Source organism: Variovorax sp. LjRoot130, assembly GCF_964253755.1.
In the GTDB taxonomy this organism is placed as follows: domain Bacteria; phylum Pseudomonadota; class Gammaproteobacteria; order Burkholderiales; family Burkholderiaceae_C; genus Variovorax.
In genome coordinates this window covers 4,574,759-4,594,116 of record NZ_CAXURM020000001.1, presented here as the reverse complement: position 1 = coordinate 4,594,116, position 19,358 = coordinate 4,574,759, and the positions used below count along the sequence as shown (strand labels likewise).

At 66.5% G+C, this 19,358-nt stretch carries 24 protein-coding genes; 22 read left to right on the top strand and 2 right to left on the bottom strand.

What is annotated here, in order from left to right; all coding sequences use genetic code 11:
* The first annotated feature begins 41 nt into the window (after window positions 1–41).
* The 18 genes from ACSQ86_RS22965 (at window position 42) to hisA (ending at window position 14,466) form a co-directional block, all read left to right on the top strand.
* Window positions 42–1,520 carry a glutamate synthase subunit beta gene (locus ACSQ86_RS22965; protein ID WP_436309635.1) on the top strand — a complete coding sequence of 493 codons (1,479 nt, stop codon included), beginning with the start codon at window positions 42–44 and terminating at the stop codon, window positions 1,518–1,520.
* Window positions 1,521–1,601: 81 nt separating this feature from the next.
* On the top strand, window positions 1,602–2,456 hold the full coding sequence (locus tag ACSQ86_RS22960) for an ABC transporter ATP-binding protein (protein WP_436293290.1): 855 nt from the start codon (window positions 1,602–1,604) through the stop codon (window positions 2,454–2,456).
* Window positions 2,453–3,235, top strand: a complete 783-nt coding sequence (gene mlaE, locus ACSQ86_RS22955) for a lipid asymmetry maintenance ABC transporter permease subunit MlaE (RefSeq protein ID WP_436305189.1) — start codon at window positions 2,453–2,455, stop codon at window positions 3,233–3,235. Before ACSQ86_RS22960 ends, mlaE begins: the two co-directional genes overlap by 4 nt.
* 20 nt (window positions 3,236–3,255) lie before the next feature.
* Window positions 3,256–3,744, top strand: coding sequence for an outer membrane lipid asymmetry maintenance protein MlaD (gene mlaD / locus ACSQ86_RS22950; RefSeq protein ID WP_436305188.1), 489 nt, complete (start codon window positions 3,256–3,258; stop codon window positions 3,742–3,744).
* The gene (locus ACSQ86_RS22945) at window positions 3,741–4,487 is read left to right on the top strand and encodes an MlaA family lipoprotein (protein ID WP_436305187.1); all 747 of its coding nucleotides are present in this window, start codon (window positions 3,741–3,743) and stop codon (window positions 4,485–4,487) included. Before mlaD ends, ACSQ86_RS22945 begins: the two co-directional genes overlap by 4 nt.
* 117 nt (window positions 4,488–4,604) lie before the next feature.
* Window positions 4,605–5,255: an MlaC/ttg2D family ABC transporter substrate-binding protein gene (locus tag ACSQ86_RS22940; RefSeq protein WP_436305186.1), complete on the top strand. Its 651-nt coding sequence runs from the start codon at window positions 4,605–4,607 to the stop codon at window positions 5,253–5,255.
* 16 nt (window positions 5,256–5,271) lie between these two features.
* A complete protein-coding gene (locus ACSQ86_RS22935) occupies window positions 5,272–5,544 on the top strand; it encodes an STAS domain-containing protein (protein ID WP_436305185.1) in 273 nt (90 codons plus the stop codon).
* A 165-nt stretch (window positions 5,545–5,709) separates the two neighbouring features.
* Window positions 5,710–6,657 (top strand): ABC transporter ATP-binding protein, encoded by a 948-nt coding sequence (locus ACSQ86_RS22930; RefSeq protein WP_093105627.1) that lies wholly within the window; start codon window positions 5,710–5,712, stop codon window positions 6,655–6,657.
* The gene (locus ACSQ86_RS22925) at window positions 6,657–7,421 is read left to right on the top strand and encodes an ABC transporter permease (RefSeq protein WP_436306340.1); all 765 of its coding nucleotides are present in this window, start codon (window positions 6,657–6,659) and stop codon (window positions 7,419–7,421) included. Before ACSQ86_RS22930 ends, ACSQ86_RS22925 begins: the two co-directional genes overlap by 1 nt.
* Window positions 7,422–7,423: 2 nt before the next feature.
* Entirely contained in the window at window positions 7,424–7,666 is a 243-nt protein-coding gene (locus ACSQ86_RS22920; protein ID WP_436305184.1) for a BolA family protein, read from the top strand.
* Between the two features lie 19 nt (window positions 7,667–7,685).
* On the top strand, window positions 7,686–8,972 hold the full coding sequence (murA, locus tag ACSQ86_RS22915; RefSeq protein WP_436305183.1) for a UDP-N-acetylglucosamine 1-carboxyvinyltransferase: 1,287 nt from the start codon (window positions 7,686–7,688) through the stop codon (window positions 8,970–8,972).
* Window positions 8,969–9,610 (top strand): ATP phosphoribosyltransferase, encoded by a 642-nt coding sequence (gene hisG / locus ACSQ86_RS22910; protein ID WP_093105634.1) that lies wholly within the window; start codon window positions 8,969–8,971, stop codon window positions 9,608–9,610. The genes murA and hisG overlap by 4 nt, the downstream gene beginning before the upstream one ends.
* Before the next feature lie 2 nt (window positions 9,611–9,612).
* Window positions 9,613–10,929: a histidinol dehydrogenase gene (hisD, locus tag ACSQ86_RS22905; protein WP_436305182.1), complete on the top strand. Its 1,317-nt coding sequence runs from the start codon at window positions 9,613–9,615 to the stop codon at window positions 10,927–10,929.
* Between the two features lie 19 nt (window positions 10,930–10,948).
* Window positions 10,949–11,302 (top strand): hypothetical protein, encoded by a 354-nt coding sequence (locus ACSQ86_RS22900; protein WP_436309634.1) that lies wholly within the window; start codon window positions 10,949–10,951, stop codon window positions 11,300–11,302.
* A 5-nt stretch (window positions 11,303–11,307) separates the two neighbouring features.
* Window positions 11,308–12,402, top strand: coding sequence for a histidinol-phosphate transaminase (hisC, locus tag ACSQ86_RS22895; RefSeq protein ID WP_436309633.1), 1,095 nt, complete (start codon window positions 11,308–11,310; stop codon window positions 12,400–12,402).
* Entirely contained in the window at window positions 12,399–13,028 is a 630-nt protein-coding gene (hisB, locus tag ACSQ86_RS22890; RefSeq protein ID WP_093105644.1) for an imidazoleglycerol-phosphate dehydratase HisB, read from the top strand. The genes hisC and hisB overlap by 4 nt, the downstream gene beginning before the upstream one ends.
* Window positions 13,019–13,675, top strand: coding sequence for an imidazole glycerol phosphate synthase subunit HisH (hisH, locus tag ACSQ86_RS22885; protein ID WP_280142630.1), 657 nt, complete (start codon window positions 13,019–13,021; stop codon window positions 13,673–13,675). Before hisB ends, hisH begins: the two co-directional genes overlap by 10 nt.
* Before the next feature lie 47 nt (window positions 13,676–13,722).
* The gene (hisA, locus tag ACSQ86_RS22880) at window positions 13,723–14,466 is read left to right on the top strand and encodes a 1-(5-phosphoribosyl)-5-[(5-phosphoribosylamino)methylideneamino]imidazole-4-carboxamide isomerase (protein WP_093105649.1); all 744 of its coding nucleotides are present in this window, start codon (window positions 13,723–13,725) and stop codon (window positions 14,464–14,466) included.
* A gap of 5 nt (window positions 14,467–14,471) precedes the next feature.
* Here the strand turns inward: hisA and ACSQ86_RS22875 are convergent, their stop codons facing one another.
* Together ACSQ86_RS22875 and ACSQ86_RS22870 are read right to left on the bottom strand one after the other, a co-directional pair.
* Window positions 14,472–15,407: an amino acid ABC transporter substrate-binding protein gene (locus tag ACSQ86_RS22875; RefSeq protein WP_093105652.1), complete on the bottom strand. Its 936-nt coding sequence runs from the start codon at window positions 15,405–15,407 to the stop codon at window positions 14,472–14,474.
* A gap of 9 nt (window positions 15,408–15,416) precedes the next feature.
* A complete protein-coding gene (locus ACSQ86_RS22870; RefSeq protein ID WP_436305179.1) occupies window positions 15,417–16,724 on the bottom strand; it encodes a dicarboxylate/amino acid:cation symporter in 1,308 nt (435 codons plus the stop codon).
* Between the two features lie 181 nt (window positions 16,725–16,905).
* Here ACSQ86_RS22870 and ACSQ86_RS22865 point away from each other — a divergent pair, with 181 nt between their 5' ends.
* Genes ACSQ86_RS22865 through ACSQ86_RS22850 form a run of 4 tightly spaced genes read left to right on the top strand, consistent with a single transcriptional unit; the run spans window position 16,906 to window position 19,353 of the window.
* The gene (locus ACSQ86_RS22865) at window positions 16,906–17,748 is read left to right on the top strand and encodes a D-hexose-6-phosphate mutarotase (protein WP_436296441.1); all 843 of its coding nucleotides are present in this window, start codon (window positions 16,906–16,908) and stop codon (window positions 17,746–17,748) included.
* 23 nt (window positions 17,749–17,771) lie between these two features.
* Window positions 17,772–18,551: an imidazole glycerol phosphate synthase subunit HisF gene (gene hisF, locus ACSQ86_RS22860; RefSeq protein WP_093105660.1), complete on the top strand. Its 780-nt coding sequence runs from the start codon at window positions 17,772–17,774 to the stop codon at window positions 18,549–18,551.
* A 14-nt stretch (window positions 18,552–18,565) separates the two neighbouring features.
* Window positions 18,566–18,967: a phosphoribosyl-AMP cyclohydrolase gene (hisI, locus tag ACSQ86_RS22855; RefSeq protein ID WP_436305178.1), complete on the top strand. Its 402-nt coding sequence runs from the start codon at window positions 18,566–18,568 to the stop codon at window positions 18,965–18,967.
* Entirely contained in the window at window positions 18,964–19,353 is a 390-nt protein-coding gene (locus ACSQ86_RS22850; protein WP_436305177.1) for a phosphoribosyl-ATP diphosphatase, read from the top strand. Before hisI ends, ACSQ86_RS22850 begins: the two co-directional genes overlap by 4 nt.
* Window positions 19,354–19,358 lie beyond the last annotated feature (5 nt).

The following is a 19,358-nucleotide window of genomic DNA, read 5'->3' as shown; positions in this document are numbered from 1 at the left end:
CACGAAGTGAGCAAGCAACGGGGGTGAGCAAAGGAATCACGATGGGAAAAATCACCGGCTTCATGGAGCATGAGCGCATCGAGGAGGGCTACAAGCCCGTCAAGGAGCGCGTCAAGCATCACAAGGAATTCGTTGTCGGGCTCGACGAGGCCCAGGCCAAGGTGCAGGGTGCGCGCTGCATGGACTGCGGCACGCCCTTCTGCAACAGCGGTTGCCCGGTCAACAACATCATTCCGGACTTCAACGACCTGGTCTACCAAAGCGACTGGCAGAGCGCCTTCGTGGTGCTCGATTCGACCAACAACTTCCCGGAGTTCACCGGCCGCATCTGCCCCGCGCCCTGCGAGGCCGCCTGCGTGCTCAATGTGAACGACGACCCGGTGGGCATCAAGTCGATCGAGCACGCAATCATCGATCGCGCGTGGGAAGAAAAATGGGTCGCACCGCGGCCGGCCAAGCACAAGACCGGCAAGAAGGTCGCGGTGGTCGGCTCCGGCCCGGCCGGCATGGCGGCCGCGCAGCAGCTCGCGCGCGTCGGCCACGACGTCACCTTGTTCGAGAAGAACGACCGCATCGGTGGCCTGCTGCGCTACGGCATCCCCGACTTCAAGATGGAGAAGGTGCACATCGATCGCCGTGTCGAGCAGATGAAGGCCGAAGGCGTGGTCTTCCGCACCGGCGTGATGGTCGGCGCCGCCAAGGATCCGCTCGGCAAGGGCTCCAAGGTCACGAACTGGGCCAAGGAAATCGTCACGCCCGAGCAGCTCGACCGCGAGTTCGATGCGGTTATCTTGACCGGTGGCGCCGAGCAGTCGCGCGACCTGCCGGTGCCGGGCCGCGATCTCGATGGCATCTATTTCGCCATGGAGTTCCTGCCGCAGCAGAACAAGGTCAACGCCGGCGACAAGGTGAAGGGCCAGATCTCTGCCTCCGGCAAGCACGTGATCGTGATCGGCGGCGGCGACACCGGCTCCGACTGCGTGGGCACCAGCAACCGCCACGGCGCCGCCAGCGTCACGCAGTTCGAACTGATGCCGCAGCCGCCCGAGGAAGAAAACCGCCCGCTGACCTGGCCCTACTGGCCCTACAAGCTGCGCACCAGCTCCAGCCACGAAGAGGGCTGCGAGCGCGAGTTCGCGATCTCGACCAAGGAGTTTATCGGCGAGAAGGGCAAGCTCACCGGCCTCAAGACCGTTCGCGTGGAGTGGAAGGACGGCAAGATGGTCGAGGTCCCCGGCACCGAAGAAGTGCTGAAGGCCGATCTGGTGCTCCTGGCCATGGGCTTCGTGAGCCCGGTCGGCAACGTGCTCGATGCCTTCGGCGTGGAGAAAGATGCGCGCGGCAATGCCAGGGCCAGCGTCGACTTCGTCGGCGGCTACGCAACCAACGTGCCCAAGGTGTTTGCCGCGGGCGACATCCGCCGTGGCCAGTCGCTGGTGGTGTGGGCGATCCGCGAAGGGCGCCAGGCGGCGCGCTCCGTCGACGAATTCCTGATGGGATTCAGCGATCTGCCGCGCTGAATTAGGCCTGGATTAGGCCCCCACTTCGGGGCATGGGCATGACCCGTGCTTCATTTATCATGGGTGCAACCGCGAGCCGGGATGCCTGAAGGCGCCCCGGCTTTTCTGTTTGATATGGACCCATCCACCACCTCCCTCGTTGAATTTCGCGACCTCGGCTTCGGCTACGGCGAGCGGCCCATCCTCGATGGCGTCTCGTTCTCGGTGCCGCGCGGAAAGGTGACGGCGCTGATGGGGGCCTCCGGCGGCGGCAAGACCACCGTGCTGCGGCTGATCGGCGGCCAGCTGCGTGCGCAGCGCGGCGAGGTGCTGGTGGACGGACAGGATGTCGGCAAGCTCGGGACCGATGCGCTCTACGCCGCGCGGCGCCGCATGGGCATGCTGTTCCAGTTCGGCGCGCTGTTCACCGACATGAGCGTGTTCGACAACGTCGCCTTTCCGCTGCGCGAGCACACGCAGTTGCCCGAAGCCCTGGTGCGCGACATCGTGCTCATGAAGCTCGATGCGGTGGGCTTGCGCGGCGCGCGGCACCTGATGCCCAGCGAGGTCTCGGGCGGCATGGCGCGGCGCGTGGCGCTGGCCCGTGCGATCGCGCTCGACCCGGATCTCGTGATGTACGACGAGCCCTTCGCCGGTCTCGATCCGATCTCGCTCGGCACCGCGGCGCGCCTGATCCGCCAGCTCAACGACACGCTGGGGCTGACCAGCGTCGTGGTCTCGCACGATCTCGAAGAGACCTTTCGCATCGCCGACCACGTGATCATCCTGGCCAACGGCGGCATTGCCGCCCAGGGTACGCCGCAGGAGGTGCGCCAGAGCGGCGATCCTCTGGTGCACCAGTTCGTCAACGCGCTGCCCGACGGGCCGGTGCATTTCCACTATCCCGGCGTCGGCGTCGAGGACGATTTCGGCAACACCCACGGAGAGCGCGAATGAGCTGGTACCGGCCCGCCGACGTGGGTTTTGCCGTGCGCTCCAAGCTCGCCGACCTGGGGCTGGGCGCCCACCTGTTCCTGCGCCTGGTGTTCCGGGGCGCGCGCAGCCTGCGCCGCTTCGGCCTGGTGCGCGACCAGATCCACTTCCTCGGCAACTACTCGCTCGCGATCATTGCGGTCTCGGGGCTGTTCGTGGGCTTCGTGCTCGGGCTGCAGGGGTACTACACGCTGCAGCGCTACGGCTCTTCGGAAGCGCTCGGCCTGCTGGTCGCGCTGAGCCTGGTGCGCGAACTCGGTCCGGTGGTCGCGGCCTTGCTGTTCGCGGGCCGCGCGGGCACCTCGTTGACGGCGGAGATCGGCCTCATGAAGGCCGGCGAACAACTAAGCGCGATGGAGATGATGGCGGTCGATCCCGTGCAGCGCATCCTCGCGCCGCGCTTCTGGGCCGGCGTGATCACCATGCCCCTGCTGGCGGCCGTGTTCAGCGCAGTCGGCGTGAGCGGCGGCTACGTGGTCGGCGTGCTGATGCTCGGCGTCGATCCGGGCGCCTTCTGGGGTCAGATGCAAGGCGGCGTCGATGTCTGGCGCGACGTCGGCAACGGCGTGGTCAAGAGCATCGTCTTCGGCTTCACGGTGACCTTCATCGCACTGCTGCAGGGTTACGAATCCCAGCCGACGCCCGAGGGCGTGTCTCGCGCCACCACCCGCACTGTGGTCGCCGCCTCGCTCGCAGTGCTCGGGCTCGATTTCCTGCTGACCGCAATGATGTTCAGTATCTAGCTAAGACGGAAGGCACATACATGCAACGTTCCAACAACGACATCTGGGTCGGCCTGTTCGTGCTGATCGGCGCGGCGGCGCTGCTCTTTCTTGCGCTGCAATCAGCCAACCTGCTGAGCCTCAGCTTCCAGAGGACCTATCCCGTCACTGCGCGCTTCGACAACATCGGCGGACTCAAGCCGCAAACCGCGGTCAAGAGCGCGGGCGTGGTGGTCGGGCGTGTCGAATCGATCACGTTCGACGACAAGAACTTTCAGGCCAGCGTCACGCTCGCTTTGCAAAGCCGTTACAGTTTCCCCAAGGACAGCTCCCTCAAGATCCTGACCAGCGGCTTGCTCGGCGAGCAGTACATCGGGATCGAAGCTGGGGCTGAGGAGAAGAACCTTCAAGCCGGTGACACCATCACCGCAACGCAATCGGCCGTCGTGCTGGAGAACCTGATCGGTCAGTTTCTCTACAACAAGGCGTCCGAGGGCAGCACGCCATCGGGCAACGCCAACAAGAAATGAAACCGCGATCCACTTCCAACTTTTCGTCCGCGATCCGCGGCGCTTCTGTTCTGCGCCGCCTCGGCGCGCTTGCCCTTCTCGCCATCGCGAGCGGCTGCGCGACCGGTCCCCACCCCAATCCGGCCGATCCCTTCGAGCCTTTCAATCGCGGGGTTTCACGCTTCAACGACGTCGTCGACGACGCAGTGCTGCGTCCCGCCGCGACGGCCTACCGCGAAGTGCTGCCCTCGCCGGTGCGCACGGGCGTCAACAACTTCTTTGGCAACCTGTCCGACGTCTGGAGCTTCGTCAACAGCGTGCTGCAGCTGAAGCTGCAGAACAGCGCCGAGACCTTCATGCGCGTGAACGTCAACACCGTCTTCGGACTGGGCGGCCTGCTCGACATCGCCACCGAGGTCGGCATCGACCGCCACAGCGAAGACTTCGGCCAGACCCTGGGCCGCTGGGGTGTGCCGAGCGGTCCTTACGTGGTGCTGCCGCTGTTCGGATCGTCGACCTTGCGCGACACGGCGGCGTGGCCGATCGATCGGCGGGGCGATCTGCTGCGCGCGTTGAACGACATTCCGGTGCGCAACTCGCTGTATGTGCTGCGCGTGATCGATGGCCGGGCCAACCTGCTTCGTGCAGGCCAGCTGCTCGATGATGCCGCGCTCGACAAGTATTCGTTCACCCGCGATGCCTTCCTGCAGCGCCGGCGCAACGAAGTGCACGACGGCAACCTGCCGAATGATGGCAACGAGTGAGTCCGGCGCTTGCATCCCGTTGCGGCCCTTTACCTCCGAGCGGGAACCGTGCAGGCGAACCGTTTCTCCAATTTGCCACGGTCGTCTGACCTGAAACTTCAAACAAGGGACTTATCGATGAACCAGATCCTGCAACGCCGCTCCTTCGGACGCCTGATGCTGGCCGGCCTGCTGCTCGCGGGCGCCGCCGCCTTCGTGCGGCCTGTCCACGCTGCCGACGAAGCGCCCGACGCGCTGGTGAAGCGCCTCTCGACCGATGTGCTCGATACCATCAAGGCCGACAAGACGATCAAGGCGGGCGACGTCAACAAGATCATGGTCCTGGTCGACACCAAGATCATGCCGAACGTGAACTTCCAGCGCATGACCGCTTCGGCGGTGGGCCCGGCCTGGCGCCAGGCCACGCCCGAGCAGCAACAGCGCCTCCAGGAAGAATTCAAGAAGCTGCTGGTGCGCACCTATGCGGGCGCGCTCGACCAGGTGAGCGACCAGACCGTGACCGTGCGCCCCTTCCGCGGCTCGCCCGACGACAAGGAAGTGCTGGTGCGCAGCGAGGTCCGCGGCAGCGGCGACCCGGTGCAACTCGATTACCGGCTCGAGAAGACGCCCGGCGAGGCCGGCGGCTGGAAGATCTACAACCTGAACGTGCTCGGCGTGTGGCTGGTCGATACCTACCGCAGCCAGTTCGCGCAGGAAATCAACGCCAAGGGCATCGACGGCCTGATCGCCAAGCTGGTGGAGCGCAACAAGCTCAACGGCAAGAAGTGACAGGAAAGAGCGCCCGATGCTGGTCCTGCCGCCCAAGCTGACGCACGACGACGCGCCCGCGTGCGTGCTTATGCTCCGGCAGGGGCTCGCAGGGCAGACGGGTTCGTCCACCGTGGTCGATGCCACCGCGCTGGCGCAGTTCGATTCGTCGGCACTCGCGGTGCTGCTCGAATGCCGGCGCGAGTCGAGTGCGCTCGGTCGCGGCTTCGCGGTGAAGGGCTTGCCGTCGCGCCTGCGCGAGCTCGCGTCGCTGTACGGTGTGGCAGGCCTTTTGCCGGCCGCACCGTAGAAGATGTCAGCCCCTCGGCTTTTCACTCCGCTTCGCTGCGTGTAATTCGCCACCCCCCGAGGGGGAGGCGCGGCTCGCCCTGGGGCGGCCCGGCGGCGGCCGCATCCGGCAATAAGACCGTTGCGAGGCAGCTTGCGACGTCGCCCCGTAAAATCGCGGGTTCCCATGCCCGCGATCTCCTTCCAATCGGTCTCCAAGACCTATCCTGCCTCACGCCAGCAACGCGCCCAGGGAAAGCCCGGCTTGCGCGCGGTCGACGAGGTCACGTTCCAGATCGAAGAGGGCGAGTTCTTCGGCCTGCTGGGCCCCAACGGTGCCGGCAAGACCACCTTGATCAGCATGCTCGCCGGCCTCTCGCGGCCGAGCTCGGGCGCCATCAGCGTCCATGGTTTCGACGTCCAGCGCGACTACGCCCAAGCGCGCCGCCAGCTCGGCGTGGTGCCGCAGGAACTGGTGTTCGACCCTTTCTTCAACGTTCGCGAGTCGCTGCGCATCCAGTCGGGTTACTTCGGCATCAAGAACAACGACGACTGGATTGACGAACTCCTGCACAGCCTCGGCCTCGCCGACAAGGCCGGCGCCAACATGCGCCAGCTCTCCGGCGGCATGAAGCGCCGCGTACTGGTGGCGCAGGCGCTGGTGCACAAGCCGCCCGTGATCGTGCTCGACGAGCCGACCGCCGGCGTCGATGTCGAGCTGCGCCAGACCCTGTGGCAGTTTGTCGCCAAGCTCAACAAGCAGGGCAGCACGGTGCTGCTGACCACCCACTACCTCGAAGAAGCCGAGGCGCTGTGCCATCGCATCGCGATGCTCAAGCAGGGCCGCGTGATCGCGCTGGACCGCACGAGCGAGCTGCTGCGTTCGGCCGCCAGCAACGTGCTGCGCTTCAAGACCGACGGCATGCTGCCCTGGGCTCTCGCGCAGCACGCCCGCATCACCGGCCGCATCGTGCAACTGCCGGCGCAGAACGCCCGCGAGGTCGAACAGATGCTCGCCGCCATTCGCGAGGCCGGGCTCGACGTGGAAGACGTCGAGATGCGCAAGGCCGATCTCGAAGACGTGTTCATCGACCTGATGGCCGGCGAGCAGACTCCCTTGGAGGTGGCGCGATGATGGTCGGTGCGCTCGGCTGGCGTGCCTTGCTCTACAAGGAAACGCTGCGCTTCTGGAAGGTCGGCTTCCAGACCGTCGGTGCCCCGGTGCTGACCGCGGTGCTCTACCTGATGGTGTTCGGCCATGTGCTCGAAGACCACGTCAAGGTCTACGGGACGGTGAGCTACACCGCCTTCCTGGTGCCCGGCCTCGTGATGATGAGCGTGCTTCAGAACGCATTTGCCAACAGCTCCTCGTCCATCATCCAGAGCAAGATCATGGGCAGCCTGGTGTTCGTGCTGCTGACGCCGTTGTCGCATTGGGGCTGGTTCTTCGCCTACGTGGGTTCCTCGATCCTGCGCGGCCTGGCGGTGGGTGTGGGCGTGTTCTCGGTGACCGCACTGTTTGCCATGCCGAGCTTCGTCGCCCCGCTGTGGATCCTCGTGTTCGCCTTCCTGGGTGCCGCCATGCTCGGCACGCTGGGCCTGATCGCCGGGCTCTGGGCCGAGAAGTTCGACCAGATGGCCGTTTTCCAGAACTTCCTGATCATGCCGATGACTTTTCTCTCCGGCGTGTTCTATTCGATCAACTCGCTGCCGCCGTTCTGGCAGACCGTGAGCCACCTGAATCCCTTCTTCTACATGATCGACGGCTTCCGCTACGGCTTCTTCGGCGTCAGCGACGCCTCGCCCTGGCTGAGCCTGGCGATCGTCGGCAGCGCCTGGCTCGTCGTCAGCGCCATCGCCGTTCACTTGCTTCGCATCGGCTACAAGATCCGAGGATGACCATGACTGCCGAAGAGCTCCAATCAATCATCCAGGCCGGCCTGCCCTGCCAGCACATCGCGCTCGAGGGCGATGGTCGCCATTGGTACGCCACCATCGTTTCTACCGAGTTCGAGGGCAAGCGCGCGATCCAGCGACATCAGCGGGTCTACGCCACCCTCGGTGCCAAAATGCACACCGACGAAGTGCATGCGCTTTCGATGAAGACCTACACGCCCGCCGAATGGGCGGACCAAAACTCCTAGTTCTCTCGCTGGATCTTTCATGGACAAACTTCTGATTCGCGGCGGGCGCACGCTTCGCGGCGAGGTGCTCATTTCCGGCGCGAAGAATGCTGCGCTGCCCGAACTCTGCGCCGCCCTCCTGACCGACCGGCCCGTCACGCTGCACAACGTGCCGCGCCTGAACGACGTCACGACCATGCTCAAGCTGATCCGCAACATGGGCGTGGCGGCCGAGCGCGACGACAAAGGCACCGTGCGCATCGACGCCGGACCGCTGCACACGGCCGAGGCGCCTTACGAGCTCGTGAAGACCATGCGCGCGTCGGTGCTCGCGCTCGGACCGCTCCTGACGCGCTTCGGCAAGGCCAGGGTGTCGCTGCCGGGCGGCTGTGCCATCGGTTCGCGGCCGGTCGATCAGCACATCAAGGGCCTGCAGGCCATGGGTGCCGAGATCGTGGTCGAGCACGGCTATATGGTGGCCAGCCTCGCGGGCGGCGCCAAGCGCCTGCACGGCGCGCGCATCACGACGGACATGGTGACCGTCACTGGCACCGAGAACTTCCTCATGGCCGCCGCGCTGGCCGACGGCGAGACCGTGCTGGAAAACGCGGCCCAGGAGCCCGAGATCTCCGACCTGGCCGAGATGCTGATCGAGATGGGCGCGAAGATCGAAGGGCACGGCACCAGCCGCATCCGCATCCAGGGCGTCGACAAGCTCAACGGCTGCACGCACCAGGTGGTGGCCGACCGCATCGAGGCCGGCACTTTCCTGTGCGCCGTCGCGGCCACCGGTGGCGATGTCGTGCTGAAGCATGGCCGCGCCGACCACCTCGATGCGGTGATCGAGAAACTGCGCGAGGCGGGTGCCCAGGTGGCTGCGGTGGACGGCGGCATCCGCGTCCAGAGCCAGGGCCGCCTCAAGGCGCAGAGCTTCCGCACCACCGAATACCCGGGTTTTCCGACCGACATGCAGGCCCAGTTCATGGCGCTCAACGTGATCGCCGAAGGCACCTCGACCGTGACCGAGACGATCTTCGAGAACCGCTTCATGCACGTCGACGAGATGCTGCGCCTGGGCGCCAAGATCCAGACCGACGGCAAGGTGGCCGTGATCGAAGGCGTTGCGCAGCTCTCGGGCGCGACCGTGATGGCGACCGACCTGCGCGCCTCGGCCAGCCTCGTGATCGCCGGGCTGGTGGCCGACGGCGAAACGCTGGTCGACCGCATCTACCACCTGGACCGCGGCTATGACCGCATGGAAAGCAAGCTGCGCGGCCTCGGCGCCGACATCGAGCGCGTGGCCGGGCCGGCGGAGATGCAGCCGTGATCACGCTCGCCCTGTCCAAGGGCCGCATCTTCGAGGAAACGCTGCCGCTCCTGGCCGCGGCCGGCATCGAGGTGACCGAGGACCCCGAGAAATCGCGCAAGCTGATTCTCGCGACCACGCGGCCCGACGTGCGCGTGGTGCTGGTGCGCGCCTCGGACGTGCCGACCTACGTGCAGTACGGCGGCGCCGATCTCGGCGTGACCGGGCTCGACGTGCTGCTCGAGCACGGCAACCAGGGCCTCTACCAGCCGCTCGACCTGCGCATCGCGGCCTGCCGCCTGAGCGTGGCCGTGCGCGCCGACTACGACTACGAATCGGCCGTCAAGCAGGGCTCGCGCATCAAGGTCGCGACCAAGTACGTCGGCCTGGCGCGCGAGTTCTTCGCCAGCAAGGGCGTGCACGTCGACCTGATCAAGCTCTACGGCAGCATGGAGCTCGCGCCGCTCACCGGCCTGGCCGACGCCATCGTCGACCTGGTGTCGACCGGCAACACGCTCAAGGCCAACCATCTGGTGGAGGTCGAGCGCATCATGGACATCAGCGCGCGTCTGGTGGTCAACCAGGCCGCGCTCAAGCTCAAGCAAGCGCCGATCCGCCGCATCATCGACGCCTTCGCCTCGGCCATTCCTTCCGCCTGACGATGAACCTGAAAGCCTCTCCCGCACGCCTGTCGACCGCCTCGGCCGGCTTCGAAGCCGATTTCAAGGCGCGGCTGCACTGGTCGGCCGAAGCGGATGCCGCCATCGAGCAGGTGGTCGCGGACATCCTGGCCGACGTCCAGCGGCGCGGCGACACGGCGGTGCTCGAGTACACGCGCCGCTTCGACCGGCTCGACGTGGCCGGCATGGAAACGCTGGAACTCAAGGCCGACGAATTGCGCGCCGCCTTCGATGCATTGCCCGCAGTGCAGCGCGAAGCGCTCGAAGCCGCGGCCCGCCGCGTGCGCAGCTACCACGAGGCGCAGAAGAAGGCCAGCGGCGAAAGCTGGAGCTACCGCGATGCCGACGGCACGCTGCTGGGCCAGAAGGTCACGCCACTGGATCGCGTCGGCATCTACGTGCCGGGCGGCAAGGCCGCCTACCCGTCGAGCGTGCTCATGAACGCCATTCCCGCGCACGTGGCGGGAGTCGGCGAAATCATCATGGTCGTGCCCACGCCCGGCGGCGAGAAGAATCCGCTGGTGCTGGCTGCGGCGCACGTGGCCGGCGTGACGCGCGCCTTCACCATCGGCGGCGCGCAGGCGGTGGCCGCACTGGCCTATGGCACGGAAACCATCCCGAAGGTCGACAAGATCACCGGCCCCGGCAATGCCTATGTCGCCAGTGCCAAGAAGCGCGTCTTCGGCACCGTCGGCATCGACATGATCGCCGGCCCGAGCGAGATCCTGGTGCTGGCCGACGGCAGCACGCCGGCCGACTGGGTGGCGATGGACCTCTTCAGCCAGGCCGAGCACGACGAACTCGCGCAGAGCATCCTGCTCAGCCCCGACGCGGCCTACATCGATCGCGTGCAGCAGGAAATCGACCGCCTGCTGCCCTCGATGCCGCGCGCCGAGATCATCGCGGCCTCGCTCAACGGCCGCGGCGCGCTGATCCACACGCGCAGCATGGAAGAGGCCTGCGAAATCAGCAACCGCATCGCGCCGGAACACCTGGAAGTCAGCAGCCGCGAACCGCAGCGCTGGGAGCCGCTGCTCAAGCATGCCGGCGCGATCTTTCTCGGCGCCTACACCAGCGAAAGCCTGGGCGATTACTGCGCCGGTCCCAACCACGTGCTGCCCACCAGCGGCACCGCGCGTTTCAGCTCGCCGCTGGGAGTCTACGATTTCCAGAAGCGCTCGAGCCTGATCGAGGTCAGCGAAGAGGGGGCGCAAGCCCTGGGCCGCATCGCCGTGACCTTGGCCGAAGGCGAGGGCTTGCCCGCGCACGCCGAAGCGGCCCGCCTGCGCCTGCGCTGAAGGGGGCGAAGCGATGCGAATGCTATCGTTCGGGCCTGGCCTGGCCCTCGCGCTGCTGACCTTCGGCGCCGCCTGCCAGGCCATGAGCATCCGCGAGCTGCGCACGCTGGAAGCCAATGAAAAGGACGGCAAGCTCTACGCCAACTACTATCTCGTCGGCGTGGTCGAGGGCCTGCGCGAGGCCGGCGACATGGCCCAGCGCGCGGGCCAGAAGCCACCGTTCTGCATCAACGGCCGCCGTCTCGAGCCCGCGATGGCGCGCTCGCTCTACCAAACCGAACTGACGCGCAATGCCGACAGCTATGAGGCCGATATGCCGGTGCAACTCGTGCTTTCGGCTGCGTTGCGCAACAGCTACCGCTGCGCGCCTTGAACCGAATGACCTCTTCGACCGCCACCACAGCCCGCGCATTGGGCCGCATCCGCACCGACGTCCAGTCCATGCATGCCTACGCCGTGCAGGATGCGCGCGGGCTGATCAAGCTCGACGCCATGGAGAACCCCTTCGGCCTGCCGCCCGCGCTGCAGGCCGCGCTGGGCCAGCGGCTGGGCGCACTCGCGCTGAACCGCTATCCCGGGGCGCGCGGCGCCGACCTGCAGCGCGCGCTGGCGGCCTATGCCGCCATACCCGAGGGCTTCGGGCTGATGCTCGGCAACGGTTCGGACGAACTGATCTCGCTGCTCGCCATGGCCTGCGACCTGCCGGGGGCGGCCATCCTGGCGCCGGTGCCCGGCTTCGTGATGTACGCGATCAGCGCCCAACTGCAGGGCCTGCGCTTCGCCGGCGTGCCGCTGACGGCCGATTTCGAGCTCGACGAGGCCGCCATGCTCGAGGCCATCGCGCGCGAGAAGCCGGCCATCGTCTACCTCGCCTATCCCAACAACCCGACCGCCAACCTCTGGGACGATGCCGTGATCGAAAAGATCATCGAGGCCCAGGGCGCGCAGGGCGGCCTGGTGGTGATCGACGAGGCCTACCAGCCCTTCGCCGGCCGCAGCTGGATCGGCCGCATCGCGCGCCACGGCCACGTGCTCCTGATGCGCACGCTCAGCAAGTTCGGCCTGGCGGGCGTCCGGCTGGGCTACCTGATCGGCCCCCAGGCCCTGATCGCCGAGATCGACAAGGTGCGGCCGCCCTACAACATCAGCGTGCTGAATTGCGAGTGCGCGCTGTTCGCGCTGGAGCACGCCGAGGTGTTTGCCGGGCAGGCGGCGGAGATCCGCGCCCAGCGCCAGCGCATCTTCGAGGCGCTGGCCCGGCTGCCTGCGGTGAAGAGCTGGCCCAGCGACGCCAACATGATCCTGGTGCGCGTGCCCGATGCCACCCGGACCTTCGAGGGAATGAAGGCGCGCGGCGTGCTGGTCAAGAACGTTTCTAAAATGCACCCATTGCTCGCGAACTGCCTGCGCCTGACCGTCGGAACCATCGACGAGAATGCGCAGATGCTTGCGGCCCTCGAAGCATCCCTATGAACACCCCCTCGGCACCCGAAGCAGTCGTCGCCGCCGGCGCGCGCACCGCCACCGTCACGCGCAACACCGCGGAGACGAAGATCACGGTCCGCGTCGACCTCGACGGCAGCGGCCGCTCGAAGCTGTCCACCGGCATCGGCTTCTTCGACCACATGCTCGACCAGATCGCCCGCCACGGCCTGATCGACCTCGACATCGATTGCCAGGGCGACCTGCACATCGACGGCCACCACACGGTGGAAGACGTGGGCATCACCCTCGGCCAGGCGGTCGCGAAAGCGGTCGGCGACAAGAAGGGCATCCGGCGCTATGGCCACGCCTACGTGCCGCTCGACGAGGCGCTGAGCCGCGTCGTGATCGATTTCTCGGGCCGTCCGGGCCTGGTCATGCACGTGCCCTTCACCAGCGGCATGATCGGCACTTTCGACAGCCAGCTCACCTACGAGTTCTTCCAGGGCTTCGTCAACCACGCCTTCGTGACCCTGCACATCGACAACCTCAAGGGCGTCAACGCCCACCACCAGTGCGAAACCGTGTTCAAGGCCTTCGCGCGCGCGCTGCGCGCGGCGCTCGAACTCGATCCGCGCTCGGCCGGCGTCATTCCCTCGACGAAGGGATCGCTCTGACCAAGAATACCGTCGCCGTCGTCGACTACGGCATGGGCAACCTGCGCTCGGTATCGCAGGCCGTCCAGCACGCGGCCGACCAGGTCGGGGTCGAGGTTTTCGTGACCTCCGACCCGGAAGTGGTGCGCCGCGCCACGCGCGTCGTGCTGCCGGGGCAGGGCGCCATGCCCGACTGCATGCGCGAACTGCGCGACTCGGGCCTGCAGGAATCGGTGCTCGAAGCGGCCGCCGCCAAGCCGCTCTTCGGCGTCTGCGTCGGCATGCAGATGCTGCTGTCGACGAGCGACGAGGGGCCGACCGAGGGCCTGGGCCTGATTCCCGGCGAAGTGCGCAAGTTCGAGCTGGCGGGCCGTCTCCAGCCGGACGGCAGCCGCTACAAGGTGCCGCAGATGGGCTGGAACCAGGTCATGCAGATGCGGCCGCACCCGGTATGGGCCGGCGTGCCGGACCAGAGCTATTTCTACTTCGTGCACAGCTTCTACGCGCGGCCGGCGGATGCCCGCCACAGCGCGGGCGAAGCGGAATACGGCGAGCGCTTTACCGCCGCCATTGCACGCGATAATATTTTTGCGACCCAGTTCCACCCCGAGAAGAGTGCGGACCACGGGCTGCAGCTCTATAGAAACTTTCTCCACTGGAATCCCTGAAGAAGCAGTTCCTGCGCTTCATCGCTCGTTCCACGCAATCCCGCACCATGCTCCTTATTCCTGCGATCGATCTCAAGGACGGCCATTGTGTTCGCCTCAAGCAAGGCGACATGGACCAGTCCACCACCTTCAGCGAAGACCCGGCCGCGATGGCGCGCAGATGGATCGAAGCCGGCGCACGGCGGCTGCACCTGGTCGACCTGAACGGCGCTTTTGCCGGCAAGCCGCAGAACCATGCGGCGATCAAGGCGATCCTGAAGGAGGTCGGCGACGACATCCCGGTGCAGCTCGGTGGCGGCATCCGCGACCTCGACACCATCGAGCGCTACATCGACGACGGCCTGCGCTACGTGATCATCGGCACGGCTGCGGTCAAGAACCCCGGCTTCCTCAAGGATGCCTGCAGTGCCTTCGGCGGCCACATCATCGTCGGCCTCGACGCCAAGGACGGCAAGGTCGCGACCGACGGCTGGAGCAAGCTCACGGGCCATGAGGTGGCCGACCTGGGCAAGAAGTTCGAGGACTACGGCGTCGAATCGATCATCTACACCGACATCGGCCGCGACGGCATGCTCTCGGGCATCAACATCGAGGCCACGGTGAAGCTGGCCCAGGCGCTCACCATCCCGGTGATCGCATCGGGCGGGCTCTCGAACATGGCCGACATCGACAAGCTCTGCGCGGTCGAATCGGACGGCATCGAGGGCGTGATCTGCGGTCGGGCCATCTACTCGGGCGACCTCGATTTCGCCGCTGCGCAAGCGCGCGCCGACGAACTCGCAGAGCAATAGCTCGCCTATTCTGTTTTTACCGCCAGCGTCTGGATGATGGTCTCCAGCTGCGGGCTCATCGGCAGATTGATGCTGGTGCTCGAAAGAGGCAGCTTCTGCAGGAACCAGCGCTTGTACTGGCGCTCGATCTCGCCGTCGATGGCCAGCGCCTGGAAGCTGTCGTTCACCACCTTGGCCAGCTGCGCATCGCCCTTGCGGTACATGATGCCGTAGGGGTCGTAGGAGAGGAAGTCGCCGACCACCTGGTACTCGCCCTGCACCTTGCCCTTGTTCTGCGCGATCAGGCCATAGAGCAGCACGTCGTCGGTCGCAAAGGCATCGGCCTGGCCGGCCACCACCTGCGCGAAAGACTCCGCATGGTCGCGCATCACGATCAGGTTCAGGTTGAGCTTGAATTTCTGCGACAGGTCCTGCATCGTCTTCTCGTTGGTCGTGCCGCGCGTCACGGCCACTTTTTTGCCGGCCAGGTCGCGAAATCCCTTGATCGGCGAACCTTTCTTCACCAGCACCTTGGTGCCCGAAACGAAGATCGTGGGTGAGAAGGCCACGCGCTTCTGGCGCTCGAGGTTGTTGGTGGTGGAGCCGCATTCGAGATCGACCTGGCCCTTTTCCACCGCATCGATGCGCGACTCGGAGGTGACGGGCGCCCACTTGATCTCCAGGCTCTTGTGCACCGCCTCCTCGATCGCGGCCACCAGCGCGCGGCACAGCTCGATCGAGTAGCCGATCGGTTCGTTGCGCGGCGACAGGTAGGAGAACGGGATCGACGATTCGCGGTAGCCGATCGTGATGGCGCCGGTGTCGCGCACCTTGGCCAGCGTGCCCGTCAGCGCTGCGGGCGCCGCCGGGGCGGGCTCGGGTTGCGCGCGGGCCATTGCAGACATGCCGAGTGCTGCCGCGAACAGCGCAACAGCGAGCGACGATTTCCAGGTGGGCTTCATGGCCGTGCCTCAGGCATGAACCGGGTGGGCCAGCGTGGCCTTCAATTCCTCGTCGATCTTGCTGGCGTTGGCCGCGGCATCGCTCTCCGAAAGCAGCTCGCCCTCCCACTTGGCCACCACCGCCGTGGCGATCGAGTTGCCCACCGCGTTGGTGGCCGAGCGGCCCATGTCGAGGAAAGTGTCCACGCCCAGGATCAGCAGCAGCCCGGCCTCGGGGATGTTGAACTGGTTCAGTGTGGCGGCGATCACCACCAGCGAGGCGCGCGGCACGCCGGCCATGCCCTTGGAGGTGAGCATCAGGATCAGCAGCATCGTGATCTGGGTGCCCAGCGACAGCTCGATGCCGTAGGCCTGGGCGATGAAAAGCACGGCGAAGGTGCAGTACATCATCGAGCCGTCGAGGTTGAAGGAGTAGCCCATGGGCATCACGAAGCTCGAGATCTTGCGCTTGACGCCGAAGCGGTCGAGCGCGTCCAGGATCTTCGGATAGGCCGCTTCCGAGCTCGCCGTCGCAAAGGACAGCAGGAAGGCCTCCTTGATCAGCACCAGCAGCTTGAACACGCGCGGGCCGAGGAAGGCGAAGCCGGCGAAGATCAGGACGCCCCACAGCAGGAACAGGCCGATGTAGAAGTCGCCCATGAAGACCGCGAACTTGAGCAGGATCTCCAGCCCGTTCACCGCCACGGTGGCGGCCATGGCGGCCATCACGGCCAGCGGCGCCAGCTTCATGACGTAGCCGGTGATCTTCAGCATGGCGTGGGAGAGCTCGTCGATCGCGTTGACCAGGGTCTTGGCCTTGTCACCGAGCGAGGCGAGCGCGACGCCGAAGAACATGGAGAACACCACGATCTGCAGGATCTCGTTGTTGGCCATGGCCTCGGCGAAGGACTTGGGCACCAGGTGGCTGACGAAGTCCTTCAGGGTGAACTTGGAGGTCGCGAGGTTGGCCGAGGCGCCGATGTCGGGCAGCGGCAGGCCCAGGTTGAGGCCCGGCTGCAGCAGATTGGCCATGATCAGGCCCAGCACCAGCGAGACCAGGGACGCGGTGATGAACCAGCCCAGCGCCTTGCCGAAGACGCGCCCCACCGAGGCCGCGTCGCCCATGTGGGCGATGCCCACCACCAGGGTGGAGAACACCAGCGGGCCGATGAGCATCTTGATCAGCCGCAGGAACACGTCCGACATGATCGAGATGTAGCCTGCGATCTGCGTGGCCACCTTCTTGTCGGGAAAGTTGATGAAGATCATGTAGCCGATCAAGATGCCGATCACCATCGCGATCAGGATCCAGGCTGCCGGCGGCAATTTCCTTTTCATGTGCGAGCCCCTTCTTGTCGAACAAGTGATGTGGAGATGACGTCCCTCACCGCCAATCCGCATGCCGCGGCCGCCGGTTGTCGCGATTTCATGCCAAAACCATGCCGGCTGCAATGCGAATTCGGCCTGCGGCCATGCCGTTGCGGCCTGGGGTGACACGGGCCAAACCTAGAATCGGGTCATGTCCTTCAAAGAGATCGTCTTCCGCGGCCAGCCTGCACTGCACCTCGCCCTGCCGGGGGGCAGCGCCTGCACCGTGGCGAGGCACGGCGCCCACCTGCTGTCGTGGACCACGGCCGACGGCGTCGAGCGTCTCTACCTGAGCCCCGAGGCGCGCTTCGACGGCCAGAGCGCGATCCGCGGCGGCGTGCCGATCTGCTGGCCGCAGTTCAACCAGCGCGGGCCGCTGCCCAAGCACGGTTTCGTGCGCAACCTCGCATGGCAGGCCGAGGCGCCCACCGCCGGCGGCAAGGGGGACACGCTCGTTCTCTCGCTGCATGACAACGAGGCCACCCGCGCCATCTGGCCGCACGCCTTTCACGCACGGCTGGCTGTGACGCTGGCGCCGCATTCGCTGCGCATCGCGCTGTCGATCGACAACACCGGCCGCGGGCCCTGGTCCTTTGCGGCCGCGCTGCACAGCTACCTGCGCGTGGACGACATTGCCGCCGCCTCGCTGGAAGGGCTGCAGGGCGCCAATCGCTGGGACGCGGTGCGCGACGACCGGCATGTCGACCTGGCGCCCGCGCTGCGCTTCGGCACCGAATTCGACAGCGTCTACACGGCGCCCGCGCGGCCGCTGCGGCTGGTACAGCCTTCCGGCACGCTCGAGATCGCGCAAAGCGCGAGCTGCACCGAAACGGTGGTGTGGAACCCCGGCCCGGCGCTGAGCGCCCAGCTGGCCGACCTGCCCGACGACGGCTGGCGCCACATGCTCTGCGTCGAGGCGGCGCGCATCGACGAGCCCGTGCTGCTCGCGCCGGGTGCCGCATGGCAGGGCTGGCAGCAGCTCACCATCCTTTGAATCCCGCAAACCCTGAACCCGCCATGCTCGCCAAACGCATCATTCCCTGTCTCGACGTCACCGGCGGCCGCGTCGTCAAAGGCGTCAACTTCGTCGAGCTGCGCGATGCCGGCGATCCGGTCGAGATCGCGGCGCGCTACAACGCGCAGGGCGCCGACGAGCTGACCTTTCTCGACATCACGGCCACCAGCGACGGCCGCGACCTGATCCTGCCGATCATCGAGGCGGTGGCCTCGCAGGTCTTCATTCCGCTGACCGTCGGCGGCGGCGTGCGCACCGTCGAGGACGTGCGCCGCCTGCTCAACGCGGGCGCCGACAAGACCAGCTTCAACTCGGCCGCCATCGCGAACCCGCAGGTGATCGACGACGCGTCGCGCAAGTACGGTGCCCAGTGCATCGTGGTCGCGATCGACGCCAAGCGGCGCTCGGCCGAGGATGCGGCCTTGCGCGGGCCCGGCTGGGACGTCTACAGCCATGGCGGCCGCAAGAACACGGGGCTCGACGCGGTGCGATGGGCTGTCGAAATGGCGCGCCGCGGCGCCGGCGAGATTCTCTTGACCAGCATGGACCGGGATGGCACCAAGAGCGGCTTCGACCTCGAGCTCACGCGAGCTGTCAGCGATGCGGTCAGCGTGCCGGTGATCGCCTCCGGCGGTGTCGGCAATCTCGAGCACCTGGCCGACGGCATCCAGGCCGGCGGCGCCGATGCCGTGCTGGCGGCCAGCATCTTCCACTACGGCGAATACACCGTCGGCGAGGCCAAGGCCTGCATGGCGGCGCGCGGCATTCCTGTGCGCCTGTGACCGACAATACCCCGATGAACTGGCTCGACGAAGTGAAGTGGGATGCGAACGGCCTGGTGCCCGTGATCGCGCAGGAACAGGGCAGCAAGGACGTGCTGATGTTCGCCTGGATGAACCGCGAGGCGCTGGCCAGGACGGCCGAGCTGGGCCGCGCTGTGTATTTCAGCCGCTCGCGCGGCAAGCTCTGGTTCAAGGGCGAGGAATCGGGCCACGTGCAGACCGTGCACGAGATCCGGCTCGACTGCGACAACGACGTGGTGCTGCTCCAGGTCACCCAGCTCGGCCACGAGCCCGGCATCGCCTGCCATACCGGGCGCCACAGCTGCTTTTTCAGCAAGTACGAGAACGGCCAGTGGACCGTGACCGAGCCGGTCTTGAAAGACCCCGAATCGATCTACACATCGTCCCCAAGATGAGCGCCGACGCCCCCGAACGCAATGCCGAAGACGCGCTCGCGCGACTGGCCGCCGTGATCGAAAGCCGGCTGCCCGCGCGCGGCGGCGACCCCGAGAAGAGCTACGTGGCACGCTTGCTGCACCGCGGCCCCGACGCCTTTCTCAAGAAGATCGGCGAGGAAGCGACCGAGGTGGTGATGGCCGCGAAGGACGCCGACCATGGCGGCGAGCGCACGAAAATAGTGAACGAAGTGGCCGATCTCTGGTTCCACAGCATGGTGGCGCTGGCCCACTACGGCTTTTCGCCGCGCGACGTGGTGGCCGAGCTCGAGCGTCGCGAAGGCTTGAGCGGCATCGAGGAAAAGGCCCTGCGCAAGGCGCAGGATCGCGAAGCTTCCAACGACTGAGAGGA

Coding starts and splice junctions, on each gene's coding strand:
- ACSQ86_RS22965 (WP_436309635.1), top strand. CDS start 42: ATGGGAAAAATCACCGGCTTCATGGAGCATGAGCGCATCGAGGAGGGC.
- ACSQ86_RS22960 (WP_436293290.1), top strand. CDS start 1,602: ATGCCTGAAGGCGCCCCGGCTTTTCTGTTTGATATGGACCCATCCACC.
- mlaE (WP_436305189.1), top strand. CDS start 2,453: ATGAGCTGGTACCGGCCCGCCGACGTGGGTTTTGCCGTGCGCTCCAAG.
- mlaD (WP_436305188.1), top strand. CDS start 3,256: ATGCAACGTTCCAACAACGACATCTGGGTCGGCCTGTTCGTGCTGATC.
- ACSQ86_RS22945 (WP_436305187.1), top strand. CDS start 3,741: ATGAAACCGCGATCCACTTCCAACTTTTCGTCCGCGATCCGCGGCGCT.
- ACSQ86_RS22940 (WP_436305186.1), top strand. CDS start 4,605: ATGAACCAGATCCTGCAACGCCGCTCCTTCGGACGCCTGATGCTGGCC.
- ACSQ86_RS22935 (WP_436305185.1), top strand. CDS start 5,272: ATGCTGGTCCTGCCGCCCAAGCTGACGCACGACGACGCGCCCGCGTGC.
- ACSQ86_RS22930 (WP_093105627.1), top strand. CDS start 5,710: ATGCCCGCGATCTCCTTCCAATCGGTCTCCAAGACCTATCCTGCCTCA.
- ACSQ86_RS22925 (WP_436306340.1), top strand. CDS start 6,657: ATGGTCGGTGCGCTCGGCTGGCGTGCCTTGCTCTACAAGGAAACGCTG.
- ACSQ86_RS22920 (WP_436305184.1), top strand. CDS start 7,424: ATGACTGCCGAAGAGCTCCAATCAATCATCCAGGCCGGCCTGCCCTGC.
- murA (WP_436305183.1), top strand. CDS start 7,686: ATGGACAAACTTCTGATTCGCGGCGGGCGCACGCTTCGCGGCGAGGTG.
- hisD (WP_436305182.1), top strand. CDS start 9,613: ATGAACCTGAAAGCCTCTCCCGCACGCCTGTCGACCGCCTCGGCCGGC.
- ACSQ86_RS22900 (WP_436309634.1), top strand. CDS start 10,949: ATGCTATCGTTCGGGCCTGGCCTGGCCCTCGCGCTGCTGACCTTCGGC.
- hisC (WP_436309633.1), top strand. CDS start 11,308: ATGACCTCTTCGACCGCCACCACAGCCCGCGCATTGGGCCGCATCCGC.
- hisB (WP_093105644.1), top strand. CDS start 12,399: ATGAACACCCCCTCGGCACCCGAAGCAGTCGTCGCCGCCGGCGCGCGC.
- hisA (WP_093105649.1), top strand. CDS start 13,723: ATGCTCCTTATTCCTGCGATCGATCTCAAGGACGGCCATTGTGTTCGC.
- ACSQ86_RS22875 (WP_093105652.1), bottom strand. CDS start 15,407: ATGAAGCCCACCTGGAAATCGTCGCTCGCTGTTGCGCTGTTCGCGGCA.
- ACSQ86_RS22870 (WP_436305179.1), bottom strand. CDS start 16,724: ATGAAAAGGAAATTGCCGCCGGCAGCCTGGATCCTGATCGCGATGGTG.
- ACSQ86_RS22865 (WP_436296441.1), top strand. CDS start 16,906: ATGTCCTTCAAAGAGATCGTCTTCCGCGGCCAGCCTGCACTGCACCTC.
- hisF (WP_093105660.1), top strand. CDS start 17,772: ATGCTCGCCAAACGCATCATTCCCTGTCTCGACGTCACCGGCGGCCGC.
- hisI (WP_436305178.1), top strand. CDS start 18,566: ATGAACTGGCTCGACGAAGTGAAGTGGGATGCGAACGGCCTGGTGCCC.
- ACSQ86_RS22850 (WP_436305177.1), top strand. CDS start 18,964: ATGAGCGCCGACGCCCCCGAACGCAATGCCGAAGACGCGCTCGCGCGA.